The 24,451-nt window shown below is 60.4% G+C and carries 29 protein-coding genes; 12 read left to right on the top strand and 17 right to left on the bottom strand.

Annotation, left to right across the window (positions count from 1 at the left end):
* The first annotated feature begins 1 nt into the window (after position 1).
* The 3 genes from FZX13_RS09615 to ald all read left to right on the top strand — a co-directional run bounded on the left by FZX13_RS09615 (position 2) and on the right by ald (position 3,469).
* A complete protein-coding gene (locus tag FZX13_RS09615; protein WP_115022406.1) occupies positions 2-583 on the top strand; it encodes a nicotinate-nucleotide adenylyltransferase in 582 nt (193 codons plus the stop codon).
* The gene (locus FZX13_RS09620) at positions 583-2,256 is read left to right on the top strand and encodes an NAD+ synthase (RefSeq protein WP_226409402.1); all 1,674 of its coding nucleotides are present in this window, start codon (positions 583-585) and stop codon (positions 2,254-2,256) included. The genes FZX13_RS09615 and FZX13_RS09620 overlap by 1 nt, the downstream gene beginning before the upstream one ends.
* Positions 2,257-2,329: 73 nt before the next feature.
* Positions 2,330-3,469 (top strand): alanine dehydrogenase, encoded by a 1,140-nt coding sequence (gene ald / locus FZX13_RS09625; protein WP_115022410.1) that lies wholly within the window; start codon positions 2,330-2,332, stop codon positions 3,467-3,469.
* Here the strand turns inward: ald and FZX13_RS09630 are convergent.
* The 15 genes from FZX13_RS09630 to FZX13_RS09700 form a co-directional block, all read right to left on the bottom strand.
* A complete protein-coding gene (locus tag FZX13_RS09630) occupies positions 3,466-3,894 on the bottom strand; it encodes a YchJ family protein (protein WP_226409403.1) in 429 nt (142 codons plus the stop codon). The two genes, ald and FZX13_RS09630, sit on opposite strands and share 4 nt — an antisense overlap.
* Complete coding sequence (locus FZX13_RS09635) at positions 3,894-4,949, bottom strand: DUF3326 domain-containing protein (RefSeq protein WP_226409404.1); 1,056 nt, start codon at positions 4,947-4,949, stop codon at positions 3,894-3,896. Before FZX13_RS09635 ends, FZX13_RS09630 begins: the two co-directional genes overlap by 1 nt.
* A complete protein-coding gene (locus FZX13_RS09640; RefSeq protein ID WP_226409405.1) occupies positions 4,946-5,131 on the bottom strand; it encodes a hypothetical protein in 186 nt (61 codons plus the stop codon). The genes FZX13_RS09635 and FZX13_RS09640 overlap by 4 nt, the downstream gene beginning before the upstream one ends.
* On the bottom strand, positions 5,128-5,457 hold the full coding sequence (locus tag FZX13_RS09645; protein ID WP_115022416.1) for a 2Fe-2S iron-sulfur cluster-binding protein: 330 nt from the start codon (positions 5,455-5,457) through the stop codon (positions 5,128-5,130). Before FZX13_RS09645 ends, FZX13_RS09640 begins: the two co-directional genes overlap by 4 nt.
* Before the next feature lie 33 nt (positions 5,458-5,490).
* Complete coding sequence (locus FZX13_RS09650; protein ID WP_226409406.1) at positions 5,491-6,201, bottom strand: putative 2OG-Fe(II) oxygenase; 711 nt, start codon at positions 6,199-6,201, stop codon at positions 5,491-5,493.
* Between the two features lie 218 nt (positions 6,202-6,419).
* Positions 6,420-7,442, bottom strand: coding sequence for a glycosyltransferase family 2 protein (locus FZX13_RS09655; RefSeq protein ID WP_226409407.1), 1,023 nt, complete (start codon positions 7,440-7,442; stop codon positions 6,420-6,422).
* Positions 7,443-7,505: 63 nt separating this feature from the next.
* Positions 7,506-8,456, bottom strand: coding sequence for a F0F1 ATP synthase subunit gamma (locus FZX13_RS09660; RefSeq protein WP_226409408.1), 951 nt, complete (start codon positions 8,454-8,456; stop codon positions 7,506-7,508).
* 13 nt (positions 8,457-8,469) lie between these two features.
* Positions 8,470-9,990, bottom strand: coding sequence for a F0F1 ATP synthase subunit alpha (gene atpA / locus FZX13_RS09665; protein ID WP_226409409.1), 1,521 nt, complete (start codon positions 9,988-9,990; stop codon positions 8,470-8,472).
* A gap of 57 nt (positions 9,991-10,047) precedes the next feature.
* Complete coding sequence (gene atpH / locus FZX13_RS09670; RefSeq protein ID WP_115022423.1) at positions 10,048-10,596, bottom strand: ATP synthase F1 subunit delta; 549 nt, start codon at positions 10,594-10,596, stop codon at positions 10,048-10,050.
* Positions 10,596-11,078 (bottom strand): F0F1 ATP synthase subunit B, encoded by a 483-nt coding sequence (locus FZX13_RS09675; protein ID WP_115022424.1) that lies wholly within the window; start codon positions 11,076-11,078, stop codon positions 10,596-10,598. Before FZX13_RS09675 ends, atpH begins: the two co-directional genes overlap by 1 nt.
* Positions 11,078-11,542, bottom strand: a complete 465-nt coding sequence (locus tag FZX13_RS09680) for a F0F1 ATP synthase subunit B' (protein WP_115022426.1) — start codon at positions 11,540-11,542, stop codon at positions 11,078-11,080. The genes FZX13_RS09675 and FZX13_RS09680 overlap by 1 nt, the downstream gene beginning before the upstream one ends.
* A 70-nt stretch (positions 11,543-11,612) precedes the next feature.
* Positions 11,613-11,861 (bottom strand): ATP synthase F0 subunit C, encoded by a 249-nt coding sequence (gene atpE / locus FZX13_RS09685; protein WP_006851467.1) that lies wholly within the window; start codon positions 11,859-11,861, stop codon positions 11,613-11,615.
* 169 nt (positions 11,862-12,030) lie between these two features.
* On the bottom strand, positions 12,031-12,756 hold the full coding sequence (gene atpB / locus FZX13_RS09690) for a F0F1 ATP synthase subunit A (protein ID WP_115022428.1): 726 nt from the start codon (positions 12,754-12,756) through the stop codon (positions 12,031-12,033).
* Between the two features lie 24 nt (positions 12,757-12,780).
* Complete coding sequence (locus FZX13_RS09695) at positions 12,781-13,119, bottom strand: hypothetical protein (RefSeq protein WP_115022430.1); 339 nt, start codon at positions 13,117-13,119, stop codon at positions 12,781-12,783.
* Between the two features lie 43 nt (positions 13,120-13,162).
* Positions 13,163-14,332 (bottom strand): bifunctional 2-polyprenyl-6-hydroxyphenol methylase/3-demethylubiquinol 3-O-methyltransferase UbiG, encoded by a 1,170-nt coding sequence (locus tag FZX13_RS09700; RefSeq protein ID WP_226409410.1) that lies wholly within the window; start codon positions 14,330-14,332, stop codon positions 13,163-13,165.
* Positions 14,333-14,478: 146 nt separating this feature from the next.
* Between FZX13_RS09700 and FZX13_RS09705 the strand changes: the two genes are divergently transcribed.
* The 4 genes from FZX13_RS09705 (at position 14,479) to FZX13_RS09720 (ending at position 19,056) form a co-directional block, all read left to right on the top strand.
* Entirely contained in the window at positions 14,479-17,430 is a 2,952-nt protein-coding gene (locus FZX13_RS09705; protein ID WP_226409411.1) for a phycobilisome rod-core linker polypeptide, read from the top strand.
* A 406-nt stretch (positions 17,431-17,836) separates the two neighbouring features.
* Positions 17,837-18,322 carry an allophycocyanin subunit alpha gene (locus tag FZX13_RS09710; protein WP_006849995.1) on the top strand — a complete coding sequence of 162 codons (486 nt, stop codon included), beginning with the start codon at positions 17,837-17,839 and terminating at the stop codon, positions 18,320-18,322.
* Between the two features lie 39 nt (positions 18,323-18,361).
* Positions 18,362-18,850 (top strand): allophycocyanin subunit beta, encoded by a 489-nt coding sequence (gene apcB, locus FZX13_RS09715; protein WP_115022433.1) that lies wholly within the window; start codon positions 18,362-18,364, stop codon positions 18,848-18,850.
* A gap of 5 nt (positions 18,851-18,855) precedes the next feature.
* Entirely contained in the window at positions 18,856-19,056 is a 201-nt protein-coding gene (locus tag FZX13_RS09720) for a phycobilisome linker polypeptide (protein ID WP_006851140.1), read from the top strand.
* Between the two features lie 56 nt (positions 19,057-19,112).
* Here FZX13_RS09720 and FZX13_RS09725 read toward each other — a convergent pair whose 3' ends face one another.
* Complete coding sequence (locus FZX13_RS09725) at positions 19,113-19,919, bottom strand: TlyA family RNA methyltransferase (protein WP_226409412.1); 807 nt, start codon at positions 19,917-19,919, stop codon at positions 19,113-19,115.
* Between the two features lie 97 nt (positions 19,920-20,016).
* Between FZX13_RS09725 and FZX13_RS09730 the strand changes: the two genes are divergently transcribed.
* The 4 genes from FZX13_RS09730 (at position 20,017) to FZX13_RS09745 (ending at position 23,602) form a co-directional block, all read left to right on the top strand.
* Entirely contained in the window at positions 20,017-20,217 is a 201-nt protein-coding gene (locus tag FZX13_RS09730; RefSeq protein WP_226409413.1) for a hypothetical protein, read from the top strand.
* Positions 20,218-20,420: 203 nt separating this feature from the next.
* On the top strand, positions 20,421-21,518 hold the full coding sequence (locus FZX13_RS09735) for an FtsW/RodA/SpoVE family cell cycle protein (protein WP_255618122.1): 1,098 nt from the start codon (positions 20,421-20,423) through the stop codon (positions 21,516-21,518).
* A 54-nt stretch (positions 21,519-21,572) separates the two neighbouring features.
* Positions 21,573-22,286 carry a cytochrome c biogenesis protein CcdA gene (locus tag FZX13_RS09740; protein WP_226397963.1) on the top strand — a complete coding sequence of 238 codons (714 nt, stop codon included), beginning with the start codon at positions 21,573-21,575 and terminating at the stop codon, positions 22,284-22,286.
* 5 nt (positions 22,287-22,291) lie between these two features.
* Positions 22,292-23,602: a cytochrome c biogenesis protein ResB gene (locus FZX13_RS09745; RefSeq protein ID WP_226409414.1), complete on the top strand. Its 1,311-nt coding sequence runs from the start codon at positions 22,292-22,294 to the stop codon at positions 23,600-23,602.
* Here the strand turns inward: FZX13_RS09745 and queF are convergent.
* Complete coding sequence (queF, locus tag FZX13_RS09750; protein WP_186541117.1) at positions 23,590-23,979, bottom strand: preQ(1) synthase; 390 nt, start codon at positions 23,977-23,979, stop codon at positions 23,590-23,592. The genes FZX13_RS09745 and queF overlap by 13 nt on opposite strands.
* A 126-nt stretch (positions 23,980-24,105) precedes the next feature.
* Here queF and FZX13_RS09755 point away from each other — a divergent pair, with 126 nt between their 5' ends.
* The gene (locus tag FZX13_RS09755) at positions 24,106-24,444 is read left to right on the top strand and encodes a P-II family nitrogen regulator (protein ID WP_006851285.1); all 339 of its coding nucleotides are present in this window, start codon (positions 24,106-24,108) and stop codon (positions 24,442-24,444) included.
* Positions 24,445-24,451: the final 7 nt, after the last annotated feature.

Here is a 24,451-nt window from a genome sequence, read left to right on the forward strand (position 1 = left end):
GATGACCGTTGCTGCCATCGCCTTGCTGGGCACAAGCGCCGATCCACCCACCCGGGGCCATCAAGTTCTGCTGGAAGGGCTGCTGAACCGCTACGGCCAAGTGGCGACGTGGGCCAGCGACAACCCTCTGAAACAACATGATGCCCCCCTGTCCTTGCGGGCGATGCTGCTCAGCCAGCTGGTGGAGCAATTGCAGGATGAACGCCTGGAACTAGCCCAGCACCTGAGCAGCCCTTACACCTTGATCACCCTGCAACGGGCCGCCCAGCACTGGCCGGATCGGGAGCTGGTGTTTGTGGTGGGCAGCGACCTGGCCAGCCAGATCCCCCGCTGGAAACAAAGCGATGGCTGGCTGCCGCAGTGCCGATTGGCGATCGCCCCGCGCAAGGGCTGGCCTCTCCAAGACGCGAATCTGCAAGCGCTGCGGGATCTAGGCGGACGGGTGGAGCTGCTGGATCTTGAGGTTCCCGCCACCGCCAGTTCGCAGCTGCGCCGTCAACCCAATGCAGCTGAAATTCCGGAATCGGTGTGGCCGCTGTTACTCCAGCACAATCTGTATGGCCTGTCGGGAAGCCTCTGCTGATGCGCATCGCCCTGGCCCAACTCAACCCCGTGGTCGGCGACTTCGAGGGCAATGCCAAGCAGATTCTGGATGCCGTGCGCAGTGCCGAGGAACAGGCGGCAGAGCTTGTGCTGACCCCTGAACTATCCCTCTGGGGCTATCCCCCCCGGGACCAGTTGCTCGAGCCCAGCCGCATCCAGCATCAGGAGGCGATGCTGCAGTGGCTGGTCAACCAACTCAGCAGCAGCATCACCCTGTTGGTGGGTGCAGCGCTGCCTGCACCGGATAACCGCAGCCCAAGGCTGCTCAATGGTGTCGTGCTGGTGAATCGCCTGGGCTGGCGGCCGATTGCCCACAAACAACTGCTGCCCAGTTACGACGTCTTTGATGAGCGGCGCTATTTCCGCCCTGGCGATGGCCCCTGTCTGCTGACTTTGCCGGACGGGAAGCGGTTGGGACTCACCATCTGCGAAGACCTGTGGGTGGATGACGGCCTGCAACGCGAGCGTCTGGCCGGACCGGATCCCATTGATCAACTGATGCCAGAGCAGCCGGATCTGGTCATCAATCTTGCGGCCTCTCCCTTCGATGCCGCGAAGCCCGCCCTGCGCCAGCAATTAGCAGCTGCAGCGGCGCGGCGCCTGAACTGCCCACTGATCTATCTCAATCAAGTCGGAGGCAACGACGAGCTGGTGTTCGACGGGGCCAGTTTTGTGGTGGGCGCCGATGGCGGTGTACAGCTGGAGCTTCCAGTCTGTGAAGACCATCTCGTGGTCTGGGACAGCGACCAACCCGCTCCTGCTCGGGTCCAGCCGATGGATCCCCTGGAGCGACTTTTCCGCGCCCTGGTGCTCGGAGTGCGCGACTACGCCCAGAAATGCGGTTTCAAAAAGGCATTGCTGGGGTTGAGCGGCGGCATTGACTCCGCACTGGTGGCGGTGATCGCCACCGCTGCCCTGGGGAAGGAAGCTGTGGCCACGCTGTTGATGCCCTCCCCCTGGAGCTCGGCTGGATCCATTGACGATGCCTTGGCCTTGGCCGAACGGCTTGGCCTGCAGACCAACACTGTGCCCATCGCCGGCCTAATGGAGGGCTACGACAATGCCCTGACAGCACCGTTGGGGGAGGCGCCTCAAGGGGTAACGGCGGAGAATCTGCAATCCCGTATTCGCGGCACCCTGCTGATGGCCGTGGCCAACCAACAGGGGCAATTGCTGCTCACTACCGGCAATAAATCAGAACTGGCCGTGGGCTACTGCACCCTCTACGGCGACATGAACGGCGGGCTGGCGGTGATTGGCGATCTCTACAAAACCAGCGTGTTTGCCCTGTGCGATTGGCTCGACAGCCAAGCCGCCCAGGGCTGCCGGCAGTCGCTGGGGCTACCGAAGCAAGGAGAGCTGGTGGGGGAAGCGATTCGACGCAAACCCCCCAGTGCCGAACTGCGGCCCAACCAGAAGGACAGCGACTCCCTGCCCGACTACGACGCCCTTGATGCACTGCTCAAAGGCCTGATTCAGGAGCGCCACTCCGGCGAGGCCCTGGTGGCAGCCGGCCACGATCCCGCCCTGGTGGAACGGGTGGAACGGCTGCTGAAACGGGCCGAATTCAAACGGCGGCAGGCGGCACCGTTACTCAAGGTGAGTCCCCAGGCCTTCGGCAGCGGCTGGCGCTTGCCAATTGCAGCGGCCTAAAGCAGTCCCACCCTTGAGATGTGGCGGGTTGCTCGAAGCGGAGCCACATTGAAGGGATCCCCCTGAAGCCGCCATGGCAGCCTCCGTCCTCTCGGCCCCGATGGCCAGCATCGGTGTGCCGAAGGAGATCAAGCTCGATGAGAAACGGGTCGCGCTGACCCCTGACGCCGTGCGGGAGTTGGTGAGCCAGGGCCTTGAAGTGCTGATTGAAGCGGGGGCCGGAGCCGGAGCAGGAATCGGGGATGACGCGTTTGCCGCGGCGGGAGCGCGCCTGGTGAACCGAGATGAGGCTTGGGGCGCCCATTTGGTGGTGAAGGTGAAGGAACCGCAAGCGGAGGAATTTGCCTTCCTGCGGGAGGACATGGTGCTGTTCACCTACCTCCACCTGGCGGCCTATCCCGGCGTCGGGGAAGCTTTGCTGGAGGCAGGCACCACCGCCATTGCCTACGAAACCGTGCAGCTGGAGAACGGCAGCCTGCCGTTGCTGGCACCAATGAGCGAAATCGCAGGGCGGCTGGCGGGCCAGGTGGGTGCCCACCTGCTGGAAAAACCCCATGGCGGTCGTGGCGTGCTGATGGGGGGCTGCACCGGCGTGCAACCGGCCAGGGTGGTGGTGCTTGGCGCTGGCACCGTGGGCTGGAATGCCGCACGCATTGCTGCCGCAATGGATGCGGAAGTGCTACTGCTCGACCGATCACCCCAACGGTTGCGCAGCCTGGAAGCCGACCGGCGCGGCCGGCTGATGAGTGTGGTGAGCAGCCGCGGCCTGCTGGAACGGTTGGTGCCAACGGCTGATCTTGTGATCGGAGCCGTTCTCACACCCGGCGGGCGGGCCCCCACCCTGGTGGACGAAGGGATGGTGCAGCAGATGCGGCCTGGTTCGGTGATTGTCGACGTAGCCATCGACCAGGGCGGCTGCATCGCCACCAGCCAGGAAACCACCCATCGCGATCCCACCGTCACCATTCATGGCGTGCAGCACTACGCCGTGGGCAACATGCCAGGAGCGGTGCCCTTCACCTCCACCGAAGCCCTCGTCAGCGTGACGCTCCCCTACATCCTGGGAATCGCCGGCCGGGGCCTGGAAGAGGCCGTGACCGAACGACCCGAACTGCTCTCGGGCCTAAACACGGTGCAGGGTGCTGTCTGTCACCCGGGGGTAGCCAAAGCTCTTGGCCTGCCGCCCCGGCATCCGATGGCCTGCCTGCGTTAGCCCTCCAACTTGAGCGCAGCCACGTAGAGCCAAGGGCCATCGGCCGCGCCATCGCGACGCTGAAACAACGACGTTTCTTTCAGCACCCCACCGCGATAACGCGCCTCAAATTGCACCGTTCCCTCCAGATCCCCTGGGCCGCCGCTGCTGACGGCAAGCACGGTCAAGCCGAGCCAATGGGTCTGGCGACAACTCCGCTGCAGGGCAAGGCGCCGCTGCTGCGCTGAAACATCCGGCTCGGGATGGGTGGCCATCAGGTAGTCCACTTCCCCACGCACAAAGGCTGAATACCTCGAGCGCATCAGCTGTTCAGCCGTTTCAGCACGCTGTTCGCCGCGATGCATGGGCCCACAGCAGCTGCGATAAGCACCACCCCCACAGGGACAAAGACTCTGATCAAGGGCTCCACCGAAACCGCCAGGCATCAGTCCAACCGTTGCAACGCTGGCAGTGGGCGGACCAGAGACGCCGGAGTCAATCCTTCCCGCAGAGCCAGCAACAGACCTGCTGCCTCGCTGTAACTGCTGACATGAAAAACGCTCTGGCTCAAGCCAATGGCGTCGGCAGTGACCGACAACACCGATGGATTGGCCACGCAAACCACGGGCAGATTGCGCTCCACACAGGCCAACACCGCCTCGCCCCCCAGGGCTCCTTCGGGAACCACAACCGCCCCCAATTGCTCGACACTGAGGTCTCCGGGCCTGTGTCGCCCAGCGGCCACGAGATCCGGCGCCCGGCCCAGCCCCACCAGCACGCAAGCCAAAAAGGTGTAACCCAGTTCTTCACCCGCCGCCCTCGGGTCGAGCCTTGGATCCAGGGGCAACGGATCCAAGGCTGGCGCGTGGGCACAGGGGATCTGCAGGTGCTTCACCAATAAATGACTGATCACCGCTTCAGCTCCGGCCAAAGCGTCCACGCCACTGCCCTGGCGATAGGCGGCCAGCTCCTCACTCTCCGGATCCTCCGGGAAGCGGGCCACCACGGCGATCCCCGTCGCCCCTGCTTGCTTCAACCGTTCACCAGCCCGCAACAAGGCATCAGGAGAACCCAATCGCCCCCAGCTGGCACCACTGGCTCCGCGCTCCAGCGTCACATCGAGCGGCGCATCCGTTGAAATCACCGGGCCGATATCCAAACCCAAGCTGGCGCGGCAGCCCTCGGCCACCTGAATCTGGCGCTGGGCCAGCTCGGGCTCCATCCCGGCATCTAACAACAGCCCAATGCGTTGCCTCCGCACCGGTCGCAAGGCCCACTCGCCCACGGCGAAACGATCGAGGCCATAGCCCTCCACATAGTGAACGCGGGGATCGCTCCAATAAAGCGAAGCCCCATTCATCACATTGGGATGGGTGATCAAACAGCCGCTCGCTGCGGCCAACAACCGTGCTGATGGCAAGGCATCACCGGCATAGCCTCCGATGTCACAACCAATGCCCGTCGGCACCAGCATCAGCGTTGGCATCGGAGCCGAGCTCATGCGCTGATCACGGCCTCCACCTGAATGGTTCGACCACCATCGGGGGCAGGACGCACTTCAGTGAGGGCCCAACGCAGCACATCACCCTCTGGCGCCAATTGCTGACTAATCCAGCTGCGCAGCTCAACCAGCGGCACATCAGCGGGCCAGAGGAATTGGCGTTGCAGGCTGGTCAGCCTCACTTCTGATATTGCCCGAACTGGGCTTCATAGAGCGCATCTTCCTGGCCGGTTTTAAGGGTGAGATCGGCGCGCGGGAAGGCCACACACAACAGGCTGTAGCCCTGCTCTTGAAGCTCGCCTTTCACGCCCATGGCGTCGGGCTGCTCAACACTGCCCTCGGTGATCACCGCGGCACAGGTGGTGCAGACCCCGGAGCAGCATGAGCTTGGGATCATGACGCCAGCAGCTTCCGCTGCATTGAGCACCGTCTGGTCGGCGCGGCAAGGAAAGGTACGGATCTCGCCTTCGAACTCGGCGCGGACGGTGTAGGTGGCCACGTCGGTCATGCCGGGTGTCAGGGGAGAAGAGGCCGCATTCTCTCAGGCAATGGGCTCATCCAGGGATGTCCAATAACGGGGGTGGGGTGCGAGGTACTCCGGAGATCCACCCTGCTCTTGAGCCGTCAGAACAAAATCAAAACTGATGGAACAGCGCAGCTCATCCGGGTCGGCATTCGGCAAAACACTGTGCTGAAGACTCGAAGGGAAAAGCACGAGCAAACCTGGTCGTGGAGCTAGATCCCAATGGGATTGATTCAAAGGATGGTTTGGTGCAATCGGACCGCCATAACCCACCGCCAAGCCAGCCACCAACTCATTCGGTTGATGGGATGCATGCAGACGTAAAACGCCCTCCTCACCGGAGCCGGTGCCGGTGAGATAGAGGACAGCGCTGAGATGAGCATTGGGGTGATGGTGCCGTCCAACCGCCTGATCCCAGTCACTGATGACAGGCCAGGACCGCTGCAGATGCAGGGCGACTTGGCTTCGGGCGAACCCAATTAAATCGAGGTAAAGCCAAGCACGATCCGTAACTTGCTGTGCCAAGGACTTAAATGCTGGATGTTGGTGAAGTTGCCAAACCCCGTTTATATCTCCAGTCCATGCACAACCATCGTTGGAATGATCAAAAGACTCATCGCGCAAAGCAAGGAGGGCCCTGATCAAACTCGCCTGCTGCAAAGGCTCAATGTGCAAGCCAGATGTTGAGACAACAGTAGGAAATAAGCAATGATGATCCAGCATATGCATCGCTTAGCTCTCCAGGAACACTAGCCAGAGCGAAGCCAAAGACGAAACCATCCATCTCATCGCGACCATGGAAGCCATTACGGTTCGGAGAGATCTAAGAGTAAACGCGACCAAAAACAGCAGAAAACCCCGTACAGGGCTCTTTTCTTGATTACCCCAAGTAAAAAGTTCAATCAATAATCGAGCGTCTAACTCTCTTACTTCAAACCAATAAAGCTTTATGCCAAACTCGTACCTGACAACTGCTTGCGGAACTGAGCCCTCAGAGAAGGACGAGAAACCAACAGTTCCCGCAACTCAAACTCACGATCACGGACCATTTGACGCGCGACATCTAATCTTTGTTCCAGCGAGCATTCACCCAAGAAAACTTGGTAGCGATCGTAGTAATCAGAAAGCTCAACAGGATCAAACGCCTTAAACATTTTGTCCTTGAAAGATGTATCAGTTTTATACCCCCTTCTATTGTTTTTCAACACATCGCTGTTGCCATCCACGGCCGCACTCTTATGGCCTCTACCCCGCATCAAAGAAGCGAGATACTCACACTCACTACCGTGAATACGATGGAGAATGAACCAGGGATCAAGCAAAGAAGAATGCTCTAAATCATCATGAGCGCCCTGAAAGCCTTTCTTAATGGAAGAGGAAAGGCGAGCACCTGTTGAATAATACCGGGTATAAAAATCGCCAGTACAAGGATCAATTGAGGCAGAGAACATATGAGAATTTACAAATTCAACACGGCCTATCAAACCTATAGACTTAAACGGGTTCCCTTTCCTTAAAGGCATCCTGCTGGATAATACTGGAGCGAAAGAAGGTGCATTTTCAGAAGGCAAGTCCAACATCCAACGAAAAGAAACGGAGGCGAAATCAGCAGAATCCAGACAAGTAATATCACCCAAATTACTGTTTAGAGATGGCCCAACAAGAAACTCATCCAAATCTAGAAAGCAGATATATTCACCAGAACTAAATCGTGATAGAGACAACTTATAAACACTAAACTGAAAATCTTCACCAGAGGAACGAGACTCAGAGTAGAGCGAGTCCCCATCAAAGACGCGAACAGGATACCCACAGCCACAAATACACTCCAAAATCTCAACCGAGTTATCGTCTGTATTATTGATGTACAGATCAATCGAATCAAAACCTATGCTTAAGTGGTGAAAAACCCAAAAGGGAATATTAGATGCCTCATTTTTTGCAATCGCGACAAGACGGAATGAGGCCATCATCAACACACGAATAATAAAAAAAGGCCCAAAAAGGGCCTTATGGACGTATCGCAGAGTCGATTAGCCAACAGCGGCAGCACCGCCTGCAACTTCCAGGATCTCCTGAGTAATCGCAGCCTGGCGGGCCTTGTTGTAGTCAAGGGTGAGGGTCTTGGCCAACTCCTTGGCGTTATCGCTGGCGTTGTTCATGGCCGTCATCCTGCTGGCCAGCTCAGACGCTGCCGATTCCTGCAGTGAACGCAACAGCTGGTTCTGCAGATACAGAGGAAGAAGTGCATTCAGCAACTGTTCAGGGGTCTGCTCAAACACGATGTCCGAAGGAATCTTCGGCTCGGTATTGGCAGGACCAGCACCTGGCTCAACTGTCAACAAACCGTCCTTGGTGGTGAGACGGAAAATCTCGTCCTCCGGATCAGCAATGTCTTGAGGATCCAAAGGCAAGAGGGTCTGAACCACAGGCTTGCAGCTCACCAGGTTGATGAACTTGGTGAAGATCAACTCCACTCGATCGGTGCTCTCAGCCAGGAATTCAGCCAAAAGATCCGTTGAGATCGTGTTGGCCTCATCGGCGGTGGGCACTTGTTCGAGACCGGAGAAGGTGGCCTGGATCGGATAGTTGCGACGGGTGAAATAGCCGATGGCTTTTGTGCCAACCAGCAGAAGCTTCACATCAAAGCCTTTGCCCTTCAGTTCAGCGAAACGCTGTTCCGTGCGCTTAATGATGTTGGCGTTGTAGCCACCACACAGACCGCGATCACCAGTGATCGCTACCAGGGTGATGGTATCCACATCGCGCTGCTGCATCAGGGGAGATGCCGCATCTTCGAAACGCATGCGGGACTGGAGATTTTCCAGAATTCGCGCCAGCCGATCCGCGAAGGGACGGCTGCGGAGCACTTGCTCCTGGGCGCGGCGCACCTTGGCCGCAGCCACGAGGCGCATGGCCTCGGTGATCTTGCGGGTGTTTTTGACCGACTTAATTCGGTCGCGGATTTCTTTGAGATTCGCCATTTCGGCAGCTCCGTCAGGCCGCAGAAGCGACCATGGTGGACACGACTTCGGTGATGGCATCCTTGAGGATGGCCTCAGCCTCAGGGCTCATCACCTTCTTCTCCTGGATTTCGGAGATGAACTCAGCCTTGTTGGACTTGAGGTACTCACGAAGTTCTCGGGAGAAGTCGACCACCTTGTCGACGGGGACGGCATCGATCAAGCCCTTCACACCCGCATAAACGATGGCGACCTGCTCAGCCAGGATCAGGGGGCTGAACTGAGGCTGCTTGAGCAGTTCACGCAAGCGCTTGCCACGCTCGAGCTGCTGCTGGGTGGAAGCATCCAGGTCAGAGGCGAACTGCGAGAAGGCAGCCAGCTCGTCGAACTGAGCAAGCTCCAGCTTCAGGGTGCCGGCAATCTTTTTGATGGCCTTGGTCTGGGCAGCACCACCCACCCGGCTCACGGAGATACCAACGTTGATAGCTGGGCGTAGACCGGAGTTGAACAGGTCAGAGCTGAGGAAGATCTGTCCGTCCGTGATTGAAATCTCGTTGGTGGGGATGTAAGCCGAAACGTCGCCGGCCTGAGTCTCGATGATCGGCAGAGCGGTCATCGAACCCTTGCCCATCGCATCAGACAACTTGGCAGCGCGCTCCAGCAAACGGCTGTGGCAGTAGAAGACGTCACCGGGGTAAGCCTCACGACCGGGCGGACGACGCAGCAAGAGCGACATCTGGCGATAGGCGGCAGCCTGCTTGGAAAGATCGTCGTAGATCACCAAGGTGGCCTTGCCCTTGTACATGAAGTACTCGGCGATGGTGGCACCTGTGTAAGGAGCCAGGTACTGCAGTGCAGCGGGCTCAGAAGCGTTCGCAGCCACGATCACGGTGTAGTCGAGGGCACCGCGCTCACGCAGCACCTCAACAACGTTGGCCACGGAGGCAGCCTTTTGTCCCACCGCGACGTAGACGCAGATCATGTCCTGATCCGACTGGTTCAGGATCGTGTCGATCGCGATGGCGGTTTTACCGGTCTGACGGTCACCAATGATCAGCTCGCGCTGGCCACGGCCAACGGGGATCATTGCGTCGATCGCGGTGATGCCGGTCTGCATCGGCTCGTGCACCGACTTGCGCTGAATGATGCCGGGCGCCATGGACTCGATCAGGCGCGTTTCGCTGGTGGCGATTTCACCCTTGCCGTCGATGGCGCGACCCAGGGAGTTCACCACGCGGCCCAGCAGGGCGTCACCGACAGGAACAGAGGCAATCTTGCCTGTTGCCTTGACCGTGCTGCCTTCCTGAATACCATATCCCTCACCCATCAGCACCGCGCCGACGTTGTCGTCTTCGAGGTTCAGGGCGATGCCTTCGGTGCCGTCCTCAAATTCAATGAGTTCGCCAGCCATGGCTTGCTGCAGGCCGTAGACGCGGGCGATGCCGTCGCCCACAGTCAGAACGGTACCGACATTGCTGACGGAAACCGACTTGTCATAGTCCTCAATTTGCTGTTTGAGGATGGCGCTGATCTCGTCAGGACGGATGGAAACCATGGCGTGTGATCCCAGGTGGGAGTTGGGGAGGAAGGAGCGTTGGAGGAAAGAGTGAGGTCAGCTCGCCTTGGCGAGTGCCAGACCAAGGCGACGAACCTGGCCAGACAAGCTGGCGTCGATCACCTGAGATCCGAGACTCACGACGAAGCCGCCAATTAAGGACGGATCCACACTGAGGTCGATGTCGACCTTGTTGGTGCCGGCCATGGCCTGCACCTTCTTGGACAGTGCCGCCTGTTGATCCTCGGTGAGGCTTTGAGCAGAACGGACCTGGGCCAGCGTGATGCCTTGCTGTTCGCGGTAGAGCTCGAGGTAGCGGAGCATGACCGCATCAAAAGCAATGAGACGTTGGCGATCAGCCAGCACCTTCAGCAAATTGAAAACTGAAGGAGTGACATCCTCACCAACAAGAGCTTTGAGAGCTTTCTTTTTGGCGTCGGGCTCAAGAACCGGAGACACCATGGCGTCACGGAAGTCCGCGGAATCGTTCCAGATCTCAAGCAGTTGCTTGCATTGATCCGCAACGGTTTCAGACTCGCCACGGGCCTCTGTCACCTGAAGCAATGCTTCGGCGTAAGGGGTGGCCAGGGAGTTAAGGAGAGGCATCAGGCGTTCTCCAGATTTTTGATGGTGGAATCGATCAACTTGGCCTGAGCTTTGGCATCGAGACGGCCGGGTAGTTCGGCAAGAACCTTGTCGATCGAAGCAAGAGCGGCCTCACGACGAAGGCTGTCTTTGATTCGAGCGGCATCAGCCTCAGCATCAGCATCGGCACCGGCCTTGATGGCAGCCATCACGGAGATGGTCCGCTTCTCGCCTTCGGCACGGATACCTGCGGCGCGGGCCTGACCATCGGCACGAATCTTTTCGGCTTTCTGCTGAGCAGCAGCCAATTCGGACTGGGCCTTGCTCAGGTTTTCGCTGGCAGTCTTCAGGCGGGACTCAGCATCCTGCAGGTCCTGAAGAATGTCAGCGCGGCGGCGTTCCAGGATTCCTCCCAGGAACCCACGTAGGAACCAAACCAGGACACCGATCACAATGACCAGGTTGACCAGATTGGTCTCAAGCGGATTGAAATTGAGAGTCATCACGCGGTCAGCAAACGGTTGATGATCGTGGTGCTCAGCTGATCCACCTGACCCTTCAATTGGGTACGGGCGGATTCACGCTCGGCCTCGATGGCGCGACGGCTTTCCTCTTTCGTGCGGTTGGCTTCAGCTTCCGCCTGGGCCAGTGCTTCGCGGTAAAGCCGATCGACTTCTTGTTCCGCCTCAACGATCACGGCCTGAGCGGCCTGACGGGCACCTTTCAGCTGTTCAGCCAGATCAGCTTCCAGGCGTTCAACCTGGGCAAGCTTCTGCTTGGCGTCAGCACGACTGGTGGAGATGTAGCCCTCACGATCTTCCACGACCTTGCCGACCGGACGGAAGAAGAGAACATTGAGCAGGAAGGTGAGGAGAACCACCTGAACCGCCATCAGCGGAAGGGTGGCATCGAGGTCGAAAAGACCTCCCTCCGGAACACCTGCTTCAGCGAGCAGAAGCCAGGTCATGGAAAGGTGCGCTGGAAAGGAATCGAAACAAGGAGTTCAGAAGGGGGGATCAGAGATCCCCCGGCACTGATCAGCCGGCGAAGGGGTTGGCGAACAAGAGCACCAGAGCCACCACCAGGCCGTAGATGGTCAGCGATTCCATGAACGCCAGGGACAGCAGAAGGGTGCCGCGGATCTTGCCTTCGGCTTCGGGCTGACGGGCGATGCCCTCAACAGCGCCGCCGGACGCGGTGCCCTGACCGATACCAGGGCCGATGGCGGCGAGGCCGACTGCCAGGCCAGCGGCCACAACGGAAGCGGCGGAGGTGATGGAATCCATTTTGAGTGGTGTAAGGGGAAGCGCTGGTAAGCGCTGTACGGAATGGTCTTGGGGATCGGTTCCCCCCGCGCAGGGACATTCCCGAAGGAATGGGCCCGGGTGCATTGCCGGACCTGCGCGCGGATGTGTTTAGCAGATCGCCGATAAAAGGCGAAAGAAAAGGGGGCGTTTAGTGGGCTTCGTGAAGACCTTCACCGATGTAGAAAGCGGTGAGGGTCGCAAAGATCAAAGCCTGAATGGCACTGGTGAACAGGCCAAGCAGCATCACGGGGAGAGGCACTAAAAGCGGAACCAGGTAGACCAGCACACCCACCGCCAATTCGTCGGCGAGGATGTTGCCGAACAAACGGAACGAGAGCGAAAGAGGCTTCGTGAATTCCTCGATGATCTTGAACGGGAGCATGATTGGAGTCGGCTCCACGTACAGCTCGAAGAAACGCAAACCCTTGCGGCTCAAGCCGGCATAGAAGTACGCCAGCGACACCAGCAGAGCCATCGCCACCGTGGTGTTGATGTCTGCCGTGGGAGCGCCGAGTTCACCCTCTGGTAGTTCGAAGATCTTCCAAGGGATCAAGGCACCGCCCCAGTTGCTCACAAAGATGAACAGGAACAAGGTGCCGATGAATGGCAGCCAATCGCGGTAGTACTTCTCGCCGATGTTGTCGCGGGCGATGTCGCGGATGAAGTTCCAGAGGAACTCCATCAGGTTCTGCAGCCCCAAAGGGTCGCGCTGCATGTTGCGGGTGCCAGCCAGCACCAGGGCAAGCAGGATGCCAATCAGGATCCAAGAGCTCAGGAAAACCTGGCCATGGAGGTACAGATCGCCGATCTGCCAATACAGGTGGTGGCCCACTTCCAGTTCAGCGAACGGAAGTGGTAGGGGCAGCAAAGCCATGGGTGCAGAGAAAAGTGCTCAGCTTCAGCGGTCGTCGAAAACGTGCTGAAGAATCAGGGCGGGCTTGTAGAGAAGGAATCCCAGGAAAGCCGGCAACAGATCGAGCTGGGGCAGCTTGGCCGAACCAACCACAAGCAAGGTTGGAACGATGAGCTGAAAACGCCCCAGTCCACGGGACTGGTCACTGAGCCGGGCCACACTGCGGGCAAGCAAGCGCACGTACAAAAGTCCGGCGCAGGAGCCTACAAAAACACTGCCAGCCACCGAAAGGTTCATGGTGAGAGCCACGATCGGAATCGTGACGACGGACACCAGAACGGTGGCCAACAGCAGACGACGCTGAAGACGGTAGAAATCCTCCAAGCGCTGCCTGAAATGGCGCGCGGAATCTATCACGCGTATTTCCTTAAGCCTTCAGCAGCACCAGCCGCCGATCCACCAGACGGCGAATCACCGACGGCTCAGCCAGGGTTCCCAGCGGAGCATCGGGCTGTTCCTGCAGCCTCTGCAGCAACTCCCGCTCCTCATTCGAAAGCTGCAGCGGTTCCATATCGGTGCCAAGGATCGGATCCGGCTCGCCCCACAGACAGGGCTGGCGCAACCCATAGGACTGCAGCAACGCCTCATCGCTCAGCACTGCCGGTTCGATCGGCTGGGCAGAAAGGAAAAACTCGAAGTGGCTGATGTCGGGATCCAGCTGCTCCACAAGCTCCCATTGCTGAGGAAGGGGCAACGCTTGGGCACGCTCCAACAACTCCCCGTTCAACAAGCGTGCCGGATCCCAGACCTCCGGATTCGAGAAGCCGGCGAAATGAAGGCCTGCCGTGGCGATGTATTGGAACAGCCGCTCGAGGTTGTAGCTGGTCTCCTGCGGATGCAGATACATGTCCGCGAAGTTGGCATCCGCAGCACAGTCCACGGCCCAGCGTTCACGGTGATGACGGGCGAGACGATTGGTTTCGGGCAGGGTGTCGAAGAGATCCCTACCAAGGCGCAGCCCCTCAGCCCCGGTACCGGCCTGCAGAAGAGTGAGAGCTTTCTGGGTCCGGTGAATCTCCCAGCGCCCTGCATCGGCATAAAGAAAGAGATGGAGCAAACCATGGGGGGCCAACAAACCGCTTAAAGCGCGCAGGCCCGCTTCCGGCTGATCCAGGTGGTGCAACACCCCCACCGAATTGATGTAATCGAAGGGTCCTTCGTCAGCGAGATCCAGAAGACTGCGTTGCTCCTGACGCAGGGAGGTCACCTGCTGGGCCGCCCCGGAGCGCTGACACCGTTCCTGCGCCACCGCCAGGGCCCCATCACTGATATCCACCCCCAGCACATCCGCACCCGGATTGAGATGGCAGAGATAGTCAGTGCTGACGCCGGTGCCACAGCCGGCATCAAGAATCCGCGGCCGCTCCATCCCAGATGGGATCCGTCCGTGGACTGCGGCCAGAACGCTGCGGTGACACCACCGCCAGTTGTATCCCGGGGGCGGTCCGTCCTGAAGCGGGTCGCCCGGGAAAGGGAAGCGGTCATAGAACGCACTCACCACGGGGGTCGCAGCATCACTGGGCTTTGGGTGGGCCATGGAGTGCAGATTCGGCGCCTGCGAGCTTTTCACGTCACACCCAGCGAGACACTCCGACACCGCAGGGCCTGCAAACATTTGTTCATGGGGCCGCGGAGCACCATCCCGACAGCCGTAACGTGGCGCGATCCGGCTTGCTTTCGTCGATGACAGTGACCGCCAGCAGCGGCAGCCCGCGCGTGTCTCCCCAACTGTTCGACACGCTGCCGCTCTCCAGCGTCCGTCAGGCAGAGCAGCAGGACCGTTTCCCTGACAACGGGGAACTGAACAGTCTTGTGACCTTCTTCCGGACTGGTCAAGACCGGATCGAGGCTTCCAGGATCATTGCGGCGAATGCCGAGGCCATCGTGGCCCGCGCCGCCAACAGAATTTTTGTGGGGGGCACGCCCCTCTCCTTCCTTGAATCGCCGCTAACAACAGGCGAGACCGGACGCAGTAGTGGTCAGGGGGGCACACCACTGGCAGCAGACCAAGCCGCCTTTGAACAGTCGGTACGCACCTTCACTGGCGACAGCGGCAGCACAAAGAGAGGCAACTTTCTGACCCGTCTTTTGGAAGGAGCCGGTGGGGATGCTGATATTCGTGTGGTGCTTCCGACAGGCTTCAACGCCATCAGTGTGGCCAAGTACGGCCCGGCGTTCATGCGCAAGTCGGTGCGCGATATGGGCTGGTTCTTGCGTTATGTGGGTTACGCCCTCGTGGCTGGTGACCCCAGCATCCTCGCGGTGAACACCCGCGGCCTGCGGGACATCCTTCTGGAAAACTGCTCCCTGGCTGCCACCAACGTGGCCCTTCAGGAGATGCGGGCAGCCTCCGCCGAACTGCTACGGGACCGTCCTGAAGCCCGTCAGATGACCATCGACTGCTTCAACGTGCTGTTGCAGGAGCTGGCCATACCCACCCCCAGCACCAAGCAGCGGCAGGGGAGTCCAGTTCAACAAGGTTTGCAACTCCCGGCGATCTACGCCCTTGCCTCAGAAGGCCGCCAGCTTTTTGAGATGCGGCCGGGCCTCTCCGGAGCAGAAAAAGCAGAAATCATTCGCGCCGCTTACCGCCAGGTGTTTGAGCGCGACATCGCCAAGGGTTACTCCCAGACCCCCTGCGCAGACAAAGCCAGCGCGGTCGCCCAAGGCCAGATCTCGATGCGCGAATTCGTTCGCGCCCTCGGCCGCAGCAAGGAATATCGCCAGCAGTTCCACGACGGTTTCGTCAACAGCCGGGTTGTGGAACTGGCCTATCGCCACTTCCTCGGACGGGGCATCAGCTCCCTCGAGGAATTCCGAAAGTCGTTCGCCATCCTCAGTGACCAGGGCCTCAATGGCCTCGTGGATGTACTGGTGAATTCCTCGGAATACGCCCAGGCCTTTGGTGAAGAAACAGTTCCCTACCTGCGGGATCTCGGCACGGAAGCCCAGGAAAGCGCCGGCTGGGGATCCAACCGAAAGCTCTTCAACTTCAGCGCCCCCTTCGATGGCGCACCGCAATACGTCACCCTCTACGCCTCCTACCGCCAACCGTTTGCCGACCAGCACGTCTACGGCGGTGGCAATGATCCGGTGGCCAACAAATTCGGAGCCATCTTCCCGAGCGGCACAGCTTCAGTGGCTACCCGACCGGCCCCCTACGGCTACGACAGCCGCCGCCTGCTCGTGAGCAATGGGCTCAACAGCCCCGGCCAGCTGGACAGCGACAGTTTCCGCAAGAGCCGCCCACGCAAGAGTGGTCCGCGCGTCATGCGACTTCAGCAGATCGCCACGGGTGGCACTGTGAATCCAGGCCGTGGTGGTCAGCCCAGCGTGCGCACGACTGAGGCCAGCACCCAAGCCGTGATCAAGGCTGTTTACGTGCAAGTGCTAGGCAACGGCGGCTATGCGGGAGAGCGAATGAGCTCTGATGAAGCCCGCCTCGAAAACGGGGATATTCCGCTCAAGGATTTTGTTCGGGCCGTCGCCAAATCCGATGCTTTCCGACGCCGCTACTGGAGCGGCCTTTACATCGTGAAGGCGATCGAAGTGATGCATCGCCGTTTGCTTGGCCGACCCACCTTCGGACGCTGGGAAATCGATGCCCTTTTCGATACAGCCGCACGACACGGTTTCTATGGAGTGGTGGACGCACTGATCGACAGCAAGGAATACAGCCAAGCGTTTGGAGCCGACACAGTCCCCTACGAACGTTTCATCACACCCGGTGATGTGACTGCTCGCCGGGCTCCCGGCTGGTCACGTCCTCTCAAGCTTGAAGCTGCCGCTGATCTGACCCTTGGGAGCCGTCCTGAAACCCAGCGATCCGAAGCATTCCACAGCAGTGGCGATGTAACACCACGCAACCTGCCTGACACGCAAAAAGCAACCAGCCAAGACTTCACGACAACAACCAACACAAACGCCGCGGGGCCCAGTTGGCTGTCGGTGGTGCGTCGACAAGGTCTTGCATCCAACAAGACTGGCTTCCCAATGCGTCGAGCCAGCAACTCAACGCCGACCAGCATCGGTGGTCGCACTTGGAGCGTTGAGCTCATTTCTTCCAACGCGCGGAGTGGACAGGCACTCCCACGCATGGGAATGGCCCTTGTCACGGAAGGAGCTTCAGGGTTCCGCTTGCGGGGTGGACTTCCCGCGATGCTCGAGCTGAAACAGCCTTGCAGCGAAGATGAGCTGCAGACGGTTCTCGATGCGACTTACAAGCAGCTGCTCAACCGTGTCCCTACCGGAAGTGAGCGTCTGATCAGCGCGGAGTCACGTCTGCGCAATCAGGACATCGACCTGGCTGATTTCATCGCTGAAGTGGCGATGAGCGAGGCGTTCCAGAACCGGATCTCCTCGATGGCACCGCTTCGGGCCGCTTCCGCTGCTGGCTTAGCCCTGCTGGGACGAGCGACCACACCTGCTGAGACCAGCCGCTTCCTGATCACACGAGCCCAAGCAGGCCATGGTGCTGCGGTGACCGAATTACTGGCAGATCGCATCGGCACAGCGGTGCCTCGCGTTGATGGCATGAACACCAGCTCAGGGGTTCCACAGGCCACAATTCAGCGGACAGCATCGCTGTACAGCGGAAACGCCGGCATGAATCCCCCCTCGAGCGAGGCGATCTAAGCCTTACGGCCCATTTCAGTGACAAACAACCGCCACATTCGCGACGGTTGTTCTCATTCGATCCCGGTGAAGTACAGCTTCCTCGGGATCATTTTGTGCGTCTTAGACGCATCCGTAGCGAAGTCGCAGATCGCAGTTATGCCAGTACTTTTCTGCGCAACAAATCAGCCATGAAGAACTGTTACCCGAGCAAAACTCCCCGGCCATGGTCAGCGCAGAATGCCTCAGCCGAATCCAACGGAGCGAGCTCACAGCGGTCAGTGTTGACCGATGTGAACAAGTCTCACTCCCGACGCTTCGACCCCCTGTCCCAGCCTTTAGTCTGAGACTCGATCCTTCGGGATCACCCCTTATTCACCGGATACCGGTCTCCTACGGGCGGCCGCTTGTTTCGAGGCAGAACTGCATGAGCATCGTCTCCAACTCGATCATCAACGCGGACGCCGAAGCCCGCTACCTCAGCCCTGGCGAACTCGACCAGATCAAAGCCTTCGTCACCGGCGGTCAACGCCGTCTGCGCGTGGCTCAGGTCTTGTGCGAGAGCCGCGAGCGCATCGTCAAGCAGGCTGGAGGTCAGCTGTTCCAGAAGCGTCCCGACGTCATCTCCCCTGGCGGTAACGCCTACGGCGAGGAGATGACCGCCACATGTCTGCGCGACATGGATTACTACCTCCGCCTTGTCACCTACGGCATCGTTGCCGGTGACGTAACTCCGATTGAAGAGATCGGTGTGATCGGCGCAAAAGAGCTCTATCGCTCCCTGGGAACCCCTCTGGAAGCATTGGCTGAATCCGTGCGCGAGATGAAGATCGTCGCCATGGGCCTCCTCACAGGAGCCGACGCAGAGGAAGCCGGCACCTACTTCGACTACGTGGTTGGCGCCCTCGCCTGAACCGCTCGCTGATTTTCTCCCTCGTCTCCTCACGGATCCATGCAAGACGCCATCACCAACGTCATCAACAAGTCGGACGTCCAGGGCCTGTACCTGGATACGTCCTCGATGAGCAGCCTCGAGTCGTATTTCGCCAGTGGTGAACTGCGCGTGCGCGCTGCCGCCACCATCAGCGCCAACGCTTCAGCCATCATCCGTGATGCCGTTGCCAAGGCCCTGCTGTATTCGGACATCACCCGTCCCGGCGGCAACATGTACACCACCCGCCGCTACGCCGCCTGCATCCGCGATCTGGACTACTACCTGCGGTATTCCACCTACGCCATGCTCGCCGGCGACACTTCCATCCTCGATGAGCGGGTGCTTAACGGCCTCAAGGAGACCTACAACTCCTTGGGAGTTCCCATCGGCGCCACTGTTCAGGCAATCCAAGCCATGAAAGAAGTCACCGCTGGATTGGTCGGCCCTGACGCCGGCAAGGAAATGGGCGTCTACTTCGACTACATCTGCTCCGGCCTCGGCAACTGAGCCCCATGCGGTTGTTCAAAGTCACAGCCTGCATCCCCAGCCCTGAAAAGGTTCGGACGCAGCGCGAATTGCAGAACACCTTCTTCACCAAATGGGTTCCCTATGACAGCTGGTTCGCTGAGCAACAGCGCATCCAGAAACAGGGTGGACGCATTATCAAGGTGGAACTCTGCACCGGGGGTCAGCAGGTCAACGTCGGCAACTGAACTCCGTTCCAATTCAAGGCCAAGCCCGGTTCAACACCGGGCTTTTTTATGGCCCATCAACCATTCAGCGTCTTCGCCACCAGAAGCTCTAGATCCGGCAAATCAGCCGCGTCGGCCTCACCCAACCAGAGCACGTACTCATGGTTGCCGGCGGGGCCTGTGAGCGGCGAGGCCACGAGGCCCTGCGGCTGCCAACCCGACTCCCCAGCTGCTGTGATCACGGATTCGATGGCATCACGGTGGGCCGCCGGATCACGAACCACACCCCCCTTGCCGACCCTGTTCTTACCGACCTCAAACTGCGGCTTCACCAGCACCAACGCCTCGGTACCTGGACCCTGCAACAGCCGGCGCAAGGCAGGAAGGATCAGACGCAGCGAAATGAACGACACATCGGTGACCGCAAGACTGGGCCAGGGGTCATCCGCCGTATAGAGAACCTCGGGTTGGAGGTGGCGCAGATTGGTACGTTCACGCAGAACCACCCTGGGATCGGTGCGCAGGCTCCAAGCCGTCTGGCCATAGCCCACATCCACGCCATAGACACGGCTGGCTCCGTGCTGCAGCAGGCAATCGGTGAAGCCACCAGTGGAGATGCCGCCATCCAGGCAGACGCGATCCTCCACCCGTAAAGAAAAGGCCTGCAATCCAGCCAACAGTTTTTCGCCGCCACGGGAGACGAAGCGAGGGGGCTGTTCCACCCGCAATTCACGCTCGGCCGTGACTTCCGTGCCGGGTTTGTCGAGCAGCATGCCGGCTCCATCCCGAACCTTGCCAGCACGAATCAGCTGCTGCGCCTGTTGCCGTGAACTGACCAGGCCACGGGTCAGGAGTTCCAGATCCAGACGCTGTTTGGACGCCATTGCGACATAAAAGCAGACCGATCCCGAAGAAAACCGGCGATCCAGAGGCTGAAGCCGGTTCTGCCGTGAGGATTTCTTCCAATCTGCGTCGAGGGACGTGTCCACCCACCGCCCCCAATCCGCCAACGTGGTGCCTCTGTTGAGGCCCGGCAGCTTTGTGCGGCTCGACAACCAGCCTTCCGACCTGCCTCCCTTCCAGGTGCTGCACTGCCGTGGGGGCCGCTGCTGGGTGCGCCAGCAATCCTGGGGGTCCCACGTGCAATGGGAAGTGGAGCACGAGCGCCTCAGTGCCGCCTGAACAACAGCATCTTTGCCTTGGCAAAGCCCAGCTTTCACGGCTCAATGGAGCATCGAGAGTCCCTCTGCCCAGTACCGGTGAACGCGACAGCGCCTAAGTCCATTTCTGCCAGGCGTGAAAAGACCGGGGGACGTAACAACGGAGTGTTTCAAAGGCTGCTGCCCTTGCCCTGGCAGCTCTGGCCGGCAGAGGCCCGCCTACTGATGGGATTGGCCGGGTTTTGGAGTGTTGCAGGACTGGTGATCCTGGCCTCGGCCAGCTGGTGGGTAGCCCTGCGGGAAATGGGTGATGGCGCCTTCTACCTGAAACGGCAGGCGATCTGGCTGATGGCGAGCTGGAGCCTGCTCGGCATCACGATCTCCACCAGCCTTCGGCGCTGGCTGCGCTGGTCAGGCCCGGGGCTGTGGATGGGCTGCCTGCTGATCGCCGCCACCCTGGTAATGGGCACCACCGTGAACGGCGCCAGCCGCTGGCTGGTGCTGGGGCCCCTGCAGGTGCAGCCATCAGAACTTGTCAAACCCTTCGTGGTTCTGCAGGCCGCCAACCTGTTCGCTCCCTGGAGCCGGATGAGTCTCGACCAGAAGCTTCTCTGGCTCGGCAGCTTTGGCGGACTGCTGTTGCTGATCCTCAAACAGCCCAACCTTTCCACCGCCGCCCTGATGGGACTCACCCTGTGGATGGTGGCCATGGCGGCTGGCCTGCGCTGGCGCAGCCTGGTGGGCACGGCCCTAGCCGGATCGCTTCTGGGCACCGCAAGCATCCTGATTAACGAGTACCAACGCCTGCGGGTGGTGTCGTTTCTGGATCCCTGGAACGATCCGATGGGGGATGGCTACCAACTGGTGCAGAGCCTGTTGGCGATCGGATCGGGAGGCTGGATGGGCCAGGGGTACGGCCTCTCCACCCAAAAGCTGCAGTATCTGCCGATCCAGAGCACCGACTTCATTTATGCGGTGTTCGCCGAAGAATTTGGATTTGTCGGCTCGGTGCTGCTGCTGTTGTTCCTCATGCTGGTGGCCTGGGTGGGGCTGCGAGTGGCCCTGCGCTGCCGCAGCAACCAGGCGCGGCTTGTGGCGATTGGTTGCACCACGATCCTTGTGGGCCAATCGATTCTGAACATTGCAGTGGCCTCTGGAGCCATGCCAACAACCGGTCTGCCGCTGCCCTTGATCAGCTATGGAGGCAACTCGCTGATGTCGAGCCTGGTGATCCTGGGGCTGCTGATCCGCTGTTCGCTGGAATCCACCGGCTTAATCGGCGGACGATCGAGCACGCGACCACGGCCAGTGCGCCAACGCTGAGCTTGACGAGCCAACCGGCTTGCCTGGATAGGCTTTGGAAACTCGTGGGCTTCTGTGGACCTGCTGCTGCTCTCCGATCTGGCCCAGAGCAGCGAACAGCTGCTCCAGCGTGCCCTGGCGGATCCCGGTCCGCTGACCCTGGCACTGGTGTTTGGTGGCGGCGCACTCACCAGCCTGGGGCCCTGTTCCCTGTCGTTGCTACCGGTGACCCTGGCCTATCTGGCGGGCTTTGAAGATGGCCAACCGGCCTGGCAGCGGAGCCTGGCCTTTTGCGGCGGCATCGTCGGTGCTCTAGTGGTGCTGGGCAGCGTCAGCGGGCTGCTGGGCCGAATTTACGGGCAGGTGCCGGCACTGATTCCCACATTGGTGGCGATCCTGGCGGTGGCAATGGGGCTGAACCTGCTGGGGGTGCTGCGGATTCCGCTGCCCAGTGGTCCGGATCCGGAGCTGTGGCGTCAAAAGGTCCCGGCCCCACTGGCACCCGTTGCGGCGGGACTGGCCTTTGGCCTGGCGGCCTCCCCCTGCACCACACCAGTCTTGGCGGTTCTGCTGGGCTGGATCGCCCAAAGCGGACGTCCCCTGGTGGGAGTGGCCCTGCTCAGCAGCTTCGGCATCGGCCAGGTGCTGCCTCTGCTGCTGGCCGGCACATTTGCAGCAGCCATTCCCAAACTGCTGGCGTTGCGGGGCATCAGCCGCTGGGTGCCGCCGGCCAGTGGCGTCGTACTGCTCACCACCGGCCTGCTCACTCTGCTGGCCCGCTGGAGCTGATGGCCATGGCGATGCTTAAACGCCTGGCGGCCTGGCTCAGCGATCTAAGGCTGGCGATCGTGCTGCTGCTGCTGATCGCCCTGGCCAGTGCCGTGGGAACCGCCATCCCCCAGGGGGACCCCCCCGTTAGCTACATCGATGCTTACGCCACGACCCCCTGGCTGGGCCTGCTCCACGGCGAGCAAGTCCTGCGACTACAGCTCGATCATGTGTATTCCAGCGGTTGGTTTTTGGCCTTGCTGGCCTGGCTCGGCCTCGCCCTGATCCTCTGCAGCTGGAGACGTCAATGGCCAGCCCTGGTGGCAGCCCGGCGCTGGATCGACTACCGAACCACGCGCCAACTGAGCAAATTGGCCATCGCCGAAAGCCAGGCCTGCCCGGACCCCAGCCAGGGGCTGACGCAGCTGGAGACGGTGCTGCGGGCCAGCGGATGGGAGGTGCAACGCAAGTCACAACGGCTGGCGGCCCGGCGCGGCGCCATCGGTCGGGTTGGACCCTTGCTCGTGCACACCGGCCTGGTACTGCTGATGCTGGGCGCGGCCTGGGGGGCACTGGCGGGGAACCGCCTGGAGCGCTTCCTGGCCCCAGGCCGCAGCCTCGATCTGCTGGATCGCGATGGCACCAGTCAGCTGACGATCACCCTCGACCGCTTCGCCATTGATCGGGACCCGGCCGGCCGAACGGAACAATTCCGCTCAGCGCTGCAGCTGCAGGGACCTAACCAAAGCTTGGATGCCGAGATCAGCGTCAATCACCCGCTGCGACATCGGGGCATCACGATTTACCAGGCGGACTGGTCATTGGCGACGATCAGCCTGCAGATCGGGCGCAGCCCCGTGCTGGAGCTGCCGTTGCAGACCTATCCGGAGCTGGGTGATCAGATCTGGGGACTGGTGCTGCCGACCCGCCCCGATGGGACGGAACCGGTGTTCCTGAGCCTGGACAGTGAACAAGGGCCCGCCACGGTGTTCGATGCGGACGGCCAACAGATCGCTCGGCTGCAGCCTGGCGGTCCAGCCGCTGAGGTGAAGGGATTACCAATGCGGGTGGACTCGGTTCTACCGGCCAGCGGCCTTCTGCTCAAACGGGATCCTGGCGTTCCACTGGTTTACTTGGGCTTCGCTGTACTGCTGGTGGGCGGTGGATTGAGCCTCGTGGCCACCCGTCAGCTCTGGGCCATCGCAACCGATGGAACCCTCAGTGTGGGCGGCCTCTGCAACCGCAACCTGGCTGCCTTCGCCAATGAATTACCCCAGTTGGTGCAGCAGGTGGTGGCTGCACCGGCCGACCCTGGGCAACGACATCAGCAGGGCTGACGGGTGCCGTGACTGACCCTTACCACCGTATGAACGTTGCCACGGGGATTGAAGTCGGCTTCTAACTGCATCCAAACCGGATCGGTGGCCGCGACCAGATCGTCAAGGATCCGATTGGTCACCTCCTCATGGGAGATCGACTGGTCGCGGAAGCTGTTCACGTAGAGCTTGATGGCCTTGAGCTCCACTACGCGGGGCCCTGGTTGGTAGATCAAGCGCAGCACGGCGAAGTCGGGGTACCCGGAGAAAGGGCACTTACAGGTGAACTCGGGCAATTCAATCGATACCTCATAGGGTCGCCCGGGCCGGGGATTGTCGAAGCAGATCAGCTCGGCTTCCGCGATGGCGCGTTCGCCGTAGAGGGGGGTCTGGGTCAAAGGGCTCAAGGGGCCGGTTCTGAGCAGTGACCCTAGGAAGTCAAGCTTCGGCAGCGTTCTGTAACAGCGGCCACGCACAGCTCTGAGAACCGCGGCATCCTTGAAACCAGATCAGTACTCCCCCCCATGAAAAAGGTCGAAGCGATCATTCGTCCTTTCAAGCTGGAAGACGTCAAGGTGGCGTTGGTTGAAGCAGGAATCATCGGCATGACCGTGAGCGAGGTCCGCGGATTCGGTCGCCAAAAAGGGCAGGTAGAGCGTTACCGCGGTTCGGAATTCACCGTTGAGTTTCTGCAGAAACTGAAGATCGAAGTTGTGGTCGAAGACGACCGAGTGGAAGAGGTGGTCAAATCGATCGCCGATGCCGCCCGTACCGGCGAAATCGGGGACGGCAAGATCTTCATCAGCCCCGTTGAATCGGTGGTGCGCATCCGCACCGGCGACCGCGACAGCACAGCGCTCTGAGCAAACA

Source organism: Synechococcus sp. MU1625 (assembly GCF_020514205.1).
GTDB lineage: Bacteria > Cyanobacteriota > Cyanobacteriia > PCC-6307 > Cyanobiaceae > Parasynechococcus.

Excerpts from the sequence above, each read along its gene's own strand:
- FZX13_RS09680 (WP_115022426.1), bottom strand. The coding sequence starts at position 11,542 with ATGACCTGGCTTCTGCTCGCTGAAGCAGGTGTTCCGGAGGGAGGTCTT.
- FZX13_RS09735 (WP_255618122.1), top strand. The coding sequence starts at position 20,421 with ATGGGATTGGCCGGGTTTTGGAGTGTTGCAGGACTGGTGATCCTGGCC.
- apcB (WP_115022433.1), top strand. The coding sequence starts at position 18,362 with ATGCAAGACGCCATCACCAACGTCATCAACAAGTCGGACGTCCAGGGC.
- FZX13_RS09675 (WP_115022424.1), bottom strand. The coding sequence starts at position 11,078 with ATGACTCTCAATTTCAATCCGCTTGAGACCAATCTGGTCAACCTGGTC.
- FZX13_RS09720 (WP_006851140.1), top strand. The coding sequence starts at position 18,856 with ATGCGGTTGTTCAAAGTCACAGCCTGCATCCCCAGCCCTGAAAAGGTT.
- FZX13_RS09655 (WP_226409407.1), bottom strand. The coding sequence starts at position 7,442 with ATGGCCTCATTCCGTCTTGTCGCGATTGCAAAAAATGAGGCATCTAAT.
- FZX13_RS09710 (WP_006849995.1), top strand. The coding sequence starts at position 17,837 with ATGAGCATCGTCTCCAACTCGATCATCAACGCGGACGCCGAAGCCCGC.
- atpH (WP_115022423.1), bottom strand. The coding sequence starts at position 10,596 with ATGCCTCTCCTTAACTCCCTGGCCACCCCTTACGCCGAAGCATTGCTT.
- FZX13_RS09755 (WP_006851285.1), top strand. The coding sequence starts at position 24,106 with ATGAAAAAGGTCGAAGCGATCATTCGTCCTTTCAAGCTGGAAGACGTC.
- FZX13_RS09725 (WP_226409412.1), bottom strand. The coding sequence starts at position 19,919 with ATGGCGTCCAAACAGCGTCTGGATCTGGAACTCCTGACCCGTGGCCTG.
- FZX13_RS09650 (WP_226409406.1), bottom strand. The coding sequence starts at position 6,201 with ATGCATATGCTGGATCATCATTGCTTATTTCCTACTGTTGTCTCAACA.
- FZX13_RS09635 (WP_226409404.1), bottom strand. The coding sequence starts at position 4,949 with ATGAGCTCGGCTCCGATGCCAACGCTGATGCTGGTGCCGACGGGCATT.
- FZX13_RS09615 (WP_115022406.1), top strand. The coding sequence starts at position 2 with ATGACCGTTGCTGCCATCGCCTTGCTGGGCACAAGCGCCGATCCACCC.
- atpE (WP_006851467.1), bottom strand. The coding sequence starts at position 11,861 with ATGGATTCCATCACCTCCGCCGCTTCCGTTGTGGCCGCTGGCCTGGCA.
- atpA (WP_226409409.1), bottom strand. The coding sequence starts at position 9,990 with ATGGTTTCCATCCGTCCTGACGAGATCAGCGCCATCCTCAAACAGCAA.
- FZX13_RS09705 (WP_226409411.1), top strand. The coding sequence starts at position 14,479 with ATGACAGTGACCGCCAGCAGCGGCAGCCCGCGCGTGTCTCCCCAACTG.
- FZX13_RS09660 (WP_226409408.1), bottom strand. The coding sequence starts at position 8,456 with ATGGCGAATCTCAAAGAAATCCGCGACCGAATTAAGTCGGTCAAAAAC.
- ald (WP_115022410.1), top strand. The coding sequence starts at position 2,330 with ATGGCAGCCTCCGTCCTCTCGGCCCCGATGGCCAGCATCGGTGTGCCG.
- atpB (WP_115022428.1), bottom strand. The coding sequence starts at position 12,756 with ATGGCTTTGCTGCCCCTACCACTTCCGTTCGCTGAACTGGAAGTGGGC.
- FZX13_RS09700 (WP_226409410.1), bottom strand. The coding sequence starts at position 14,332 with ATGGCCCACCCAAAGCCCAGTGATGCTGCGACCCCCGTGGTGAGTGCG.
- FZX13_RS09620 (WP_226409402.1), top strand. The coding sequence starts at position 583 with ATGCGCATCGCCCTGGCCCAACTCAACCCCGTGGTCGGCGACTTCGAG.
- FZX13_RS09630 (WP_226409403.1), bottom strand. The coding sequence starts at position 3,894 with ATGCCTGGCGGTTTCGGTGGAGCCCTTGATCAGAGTCTTTGTCCCTGT.
- FZX13_RS09745 (WP_226409414.1), top strand. The coding sequence starts at position 22,292 with ATGGCGATGCTTAAACGCCTGGCGGCCTGGCTCAGCGATCTAAGGCTG.
- FZX13_RS09645 (WP_115022416.1), bottom strand. The coding sequence starts at position 5,457 with ATGACCGACGTGGCCACCTACACCGTCCGCGCCGAGTTCGAAGGCGAG.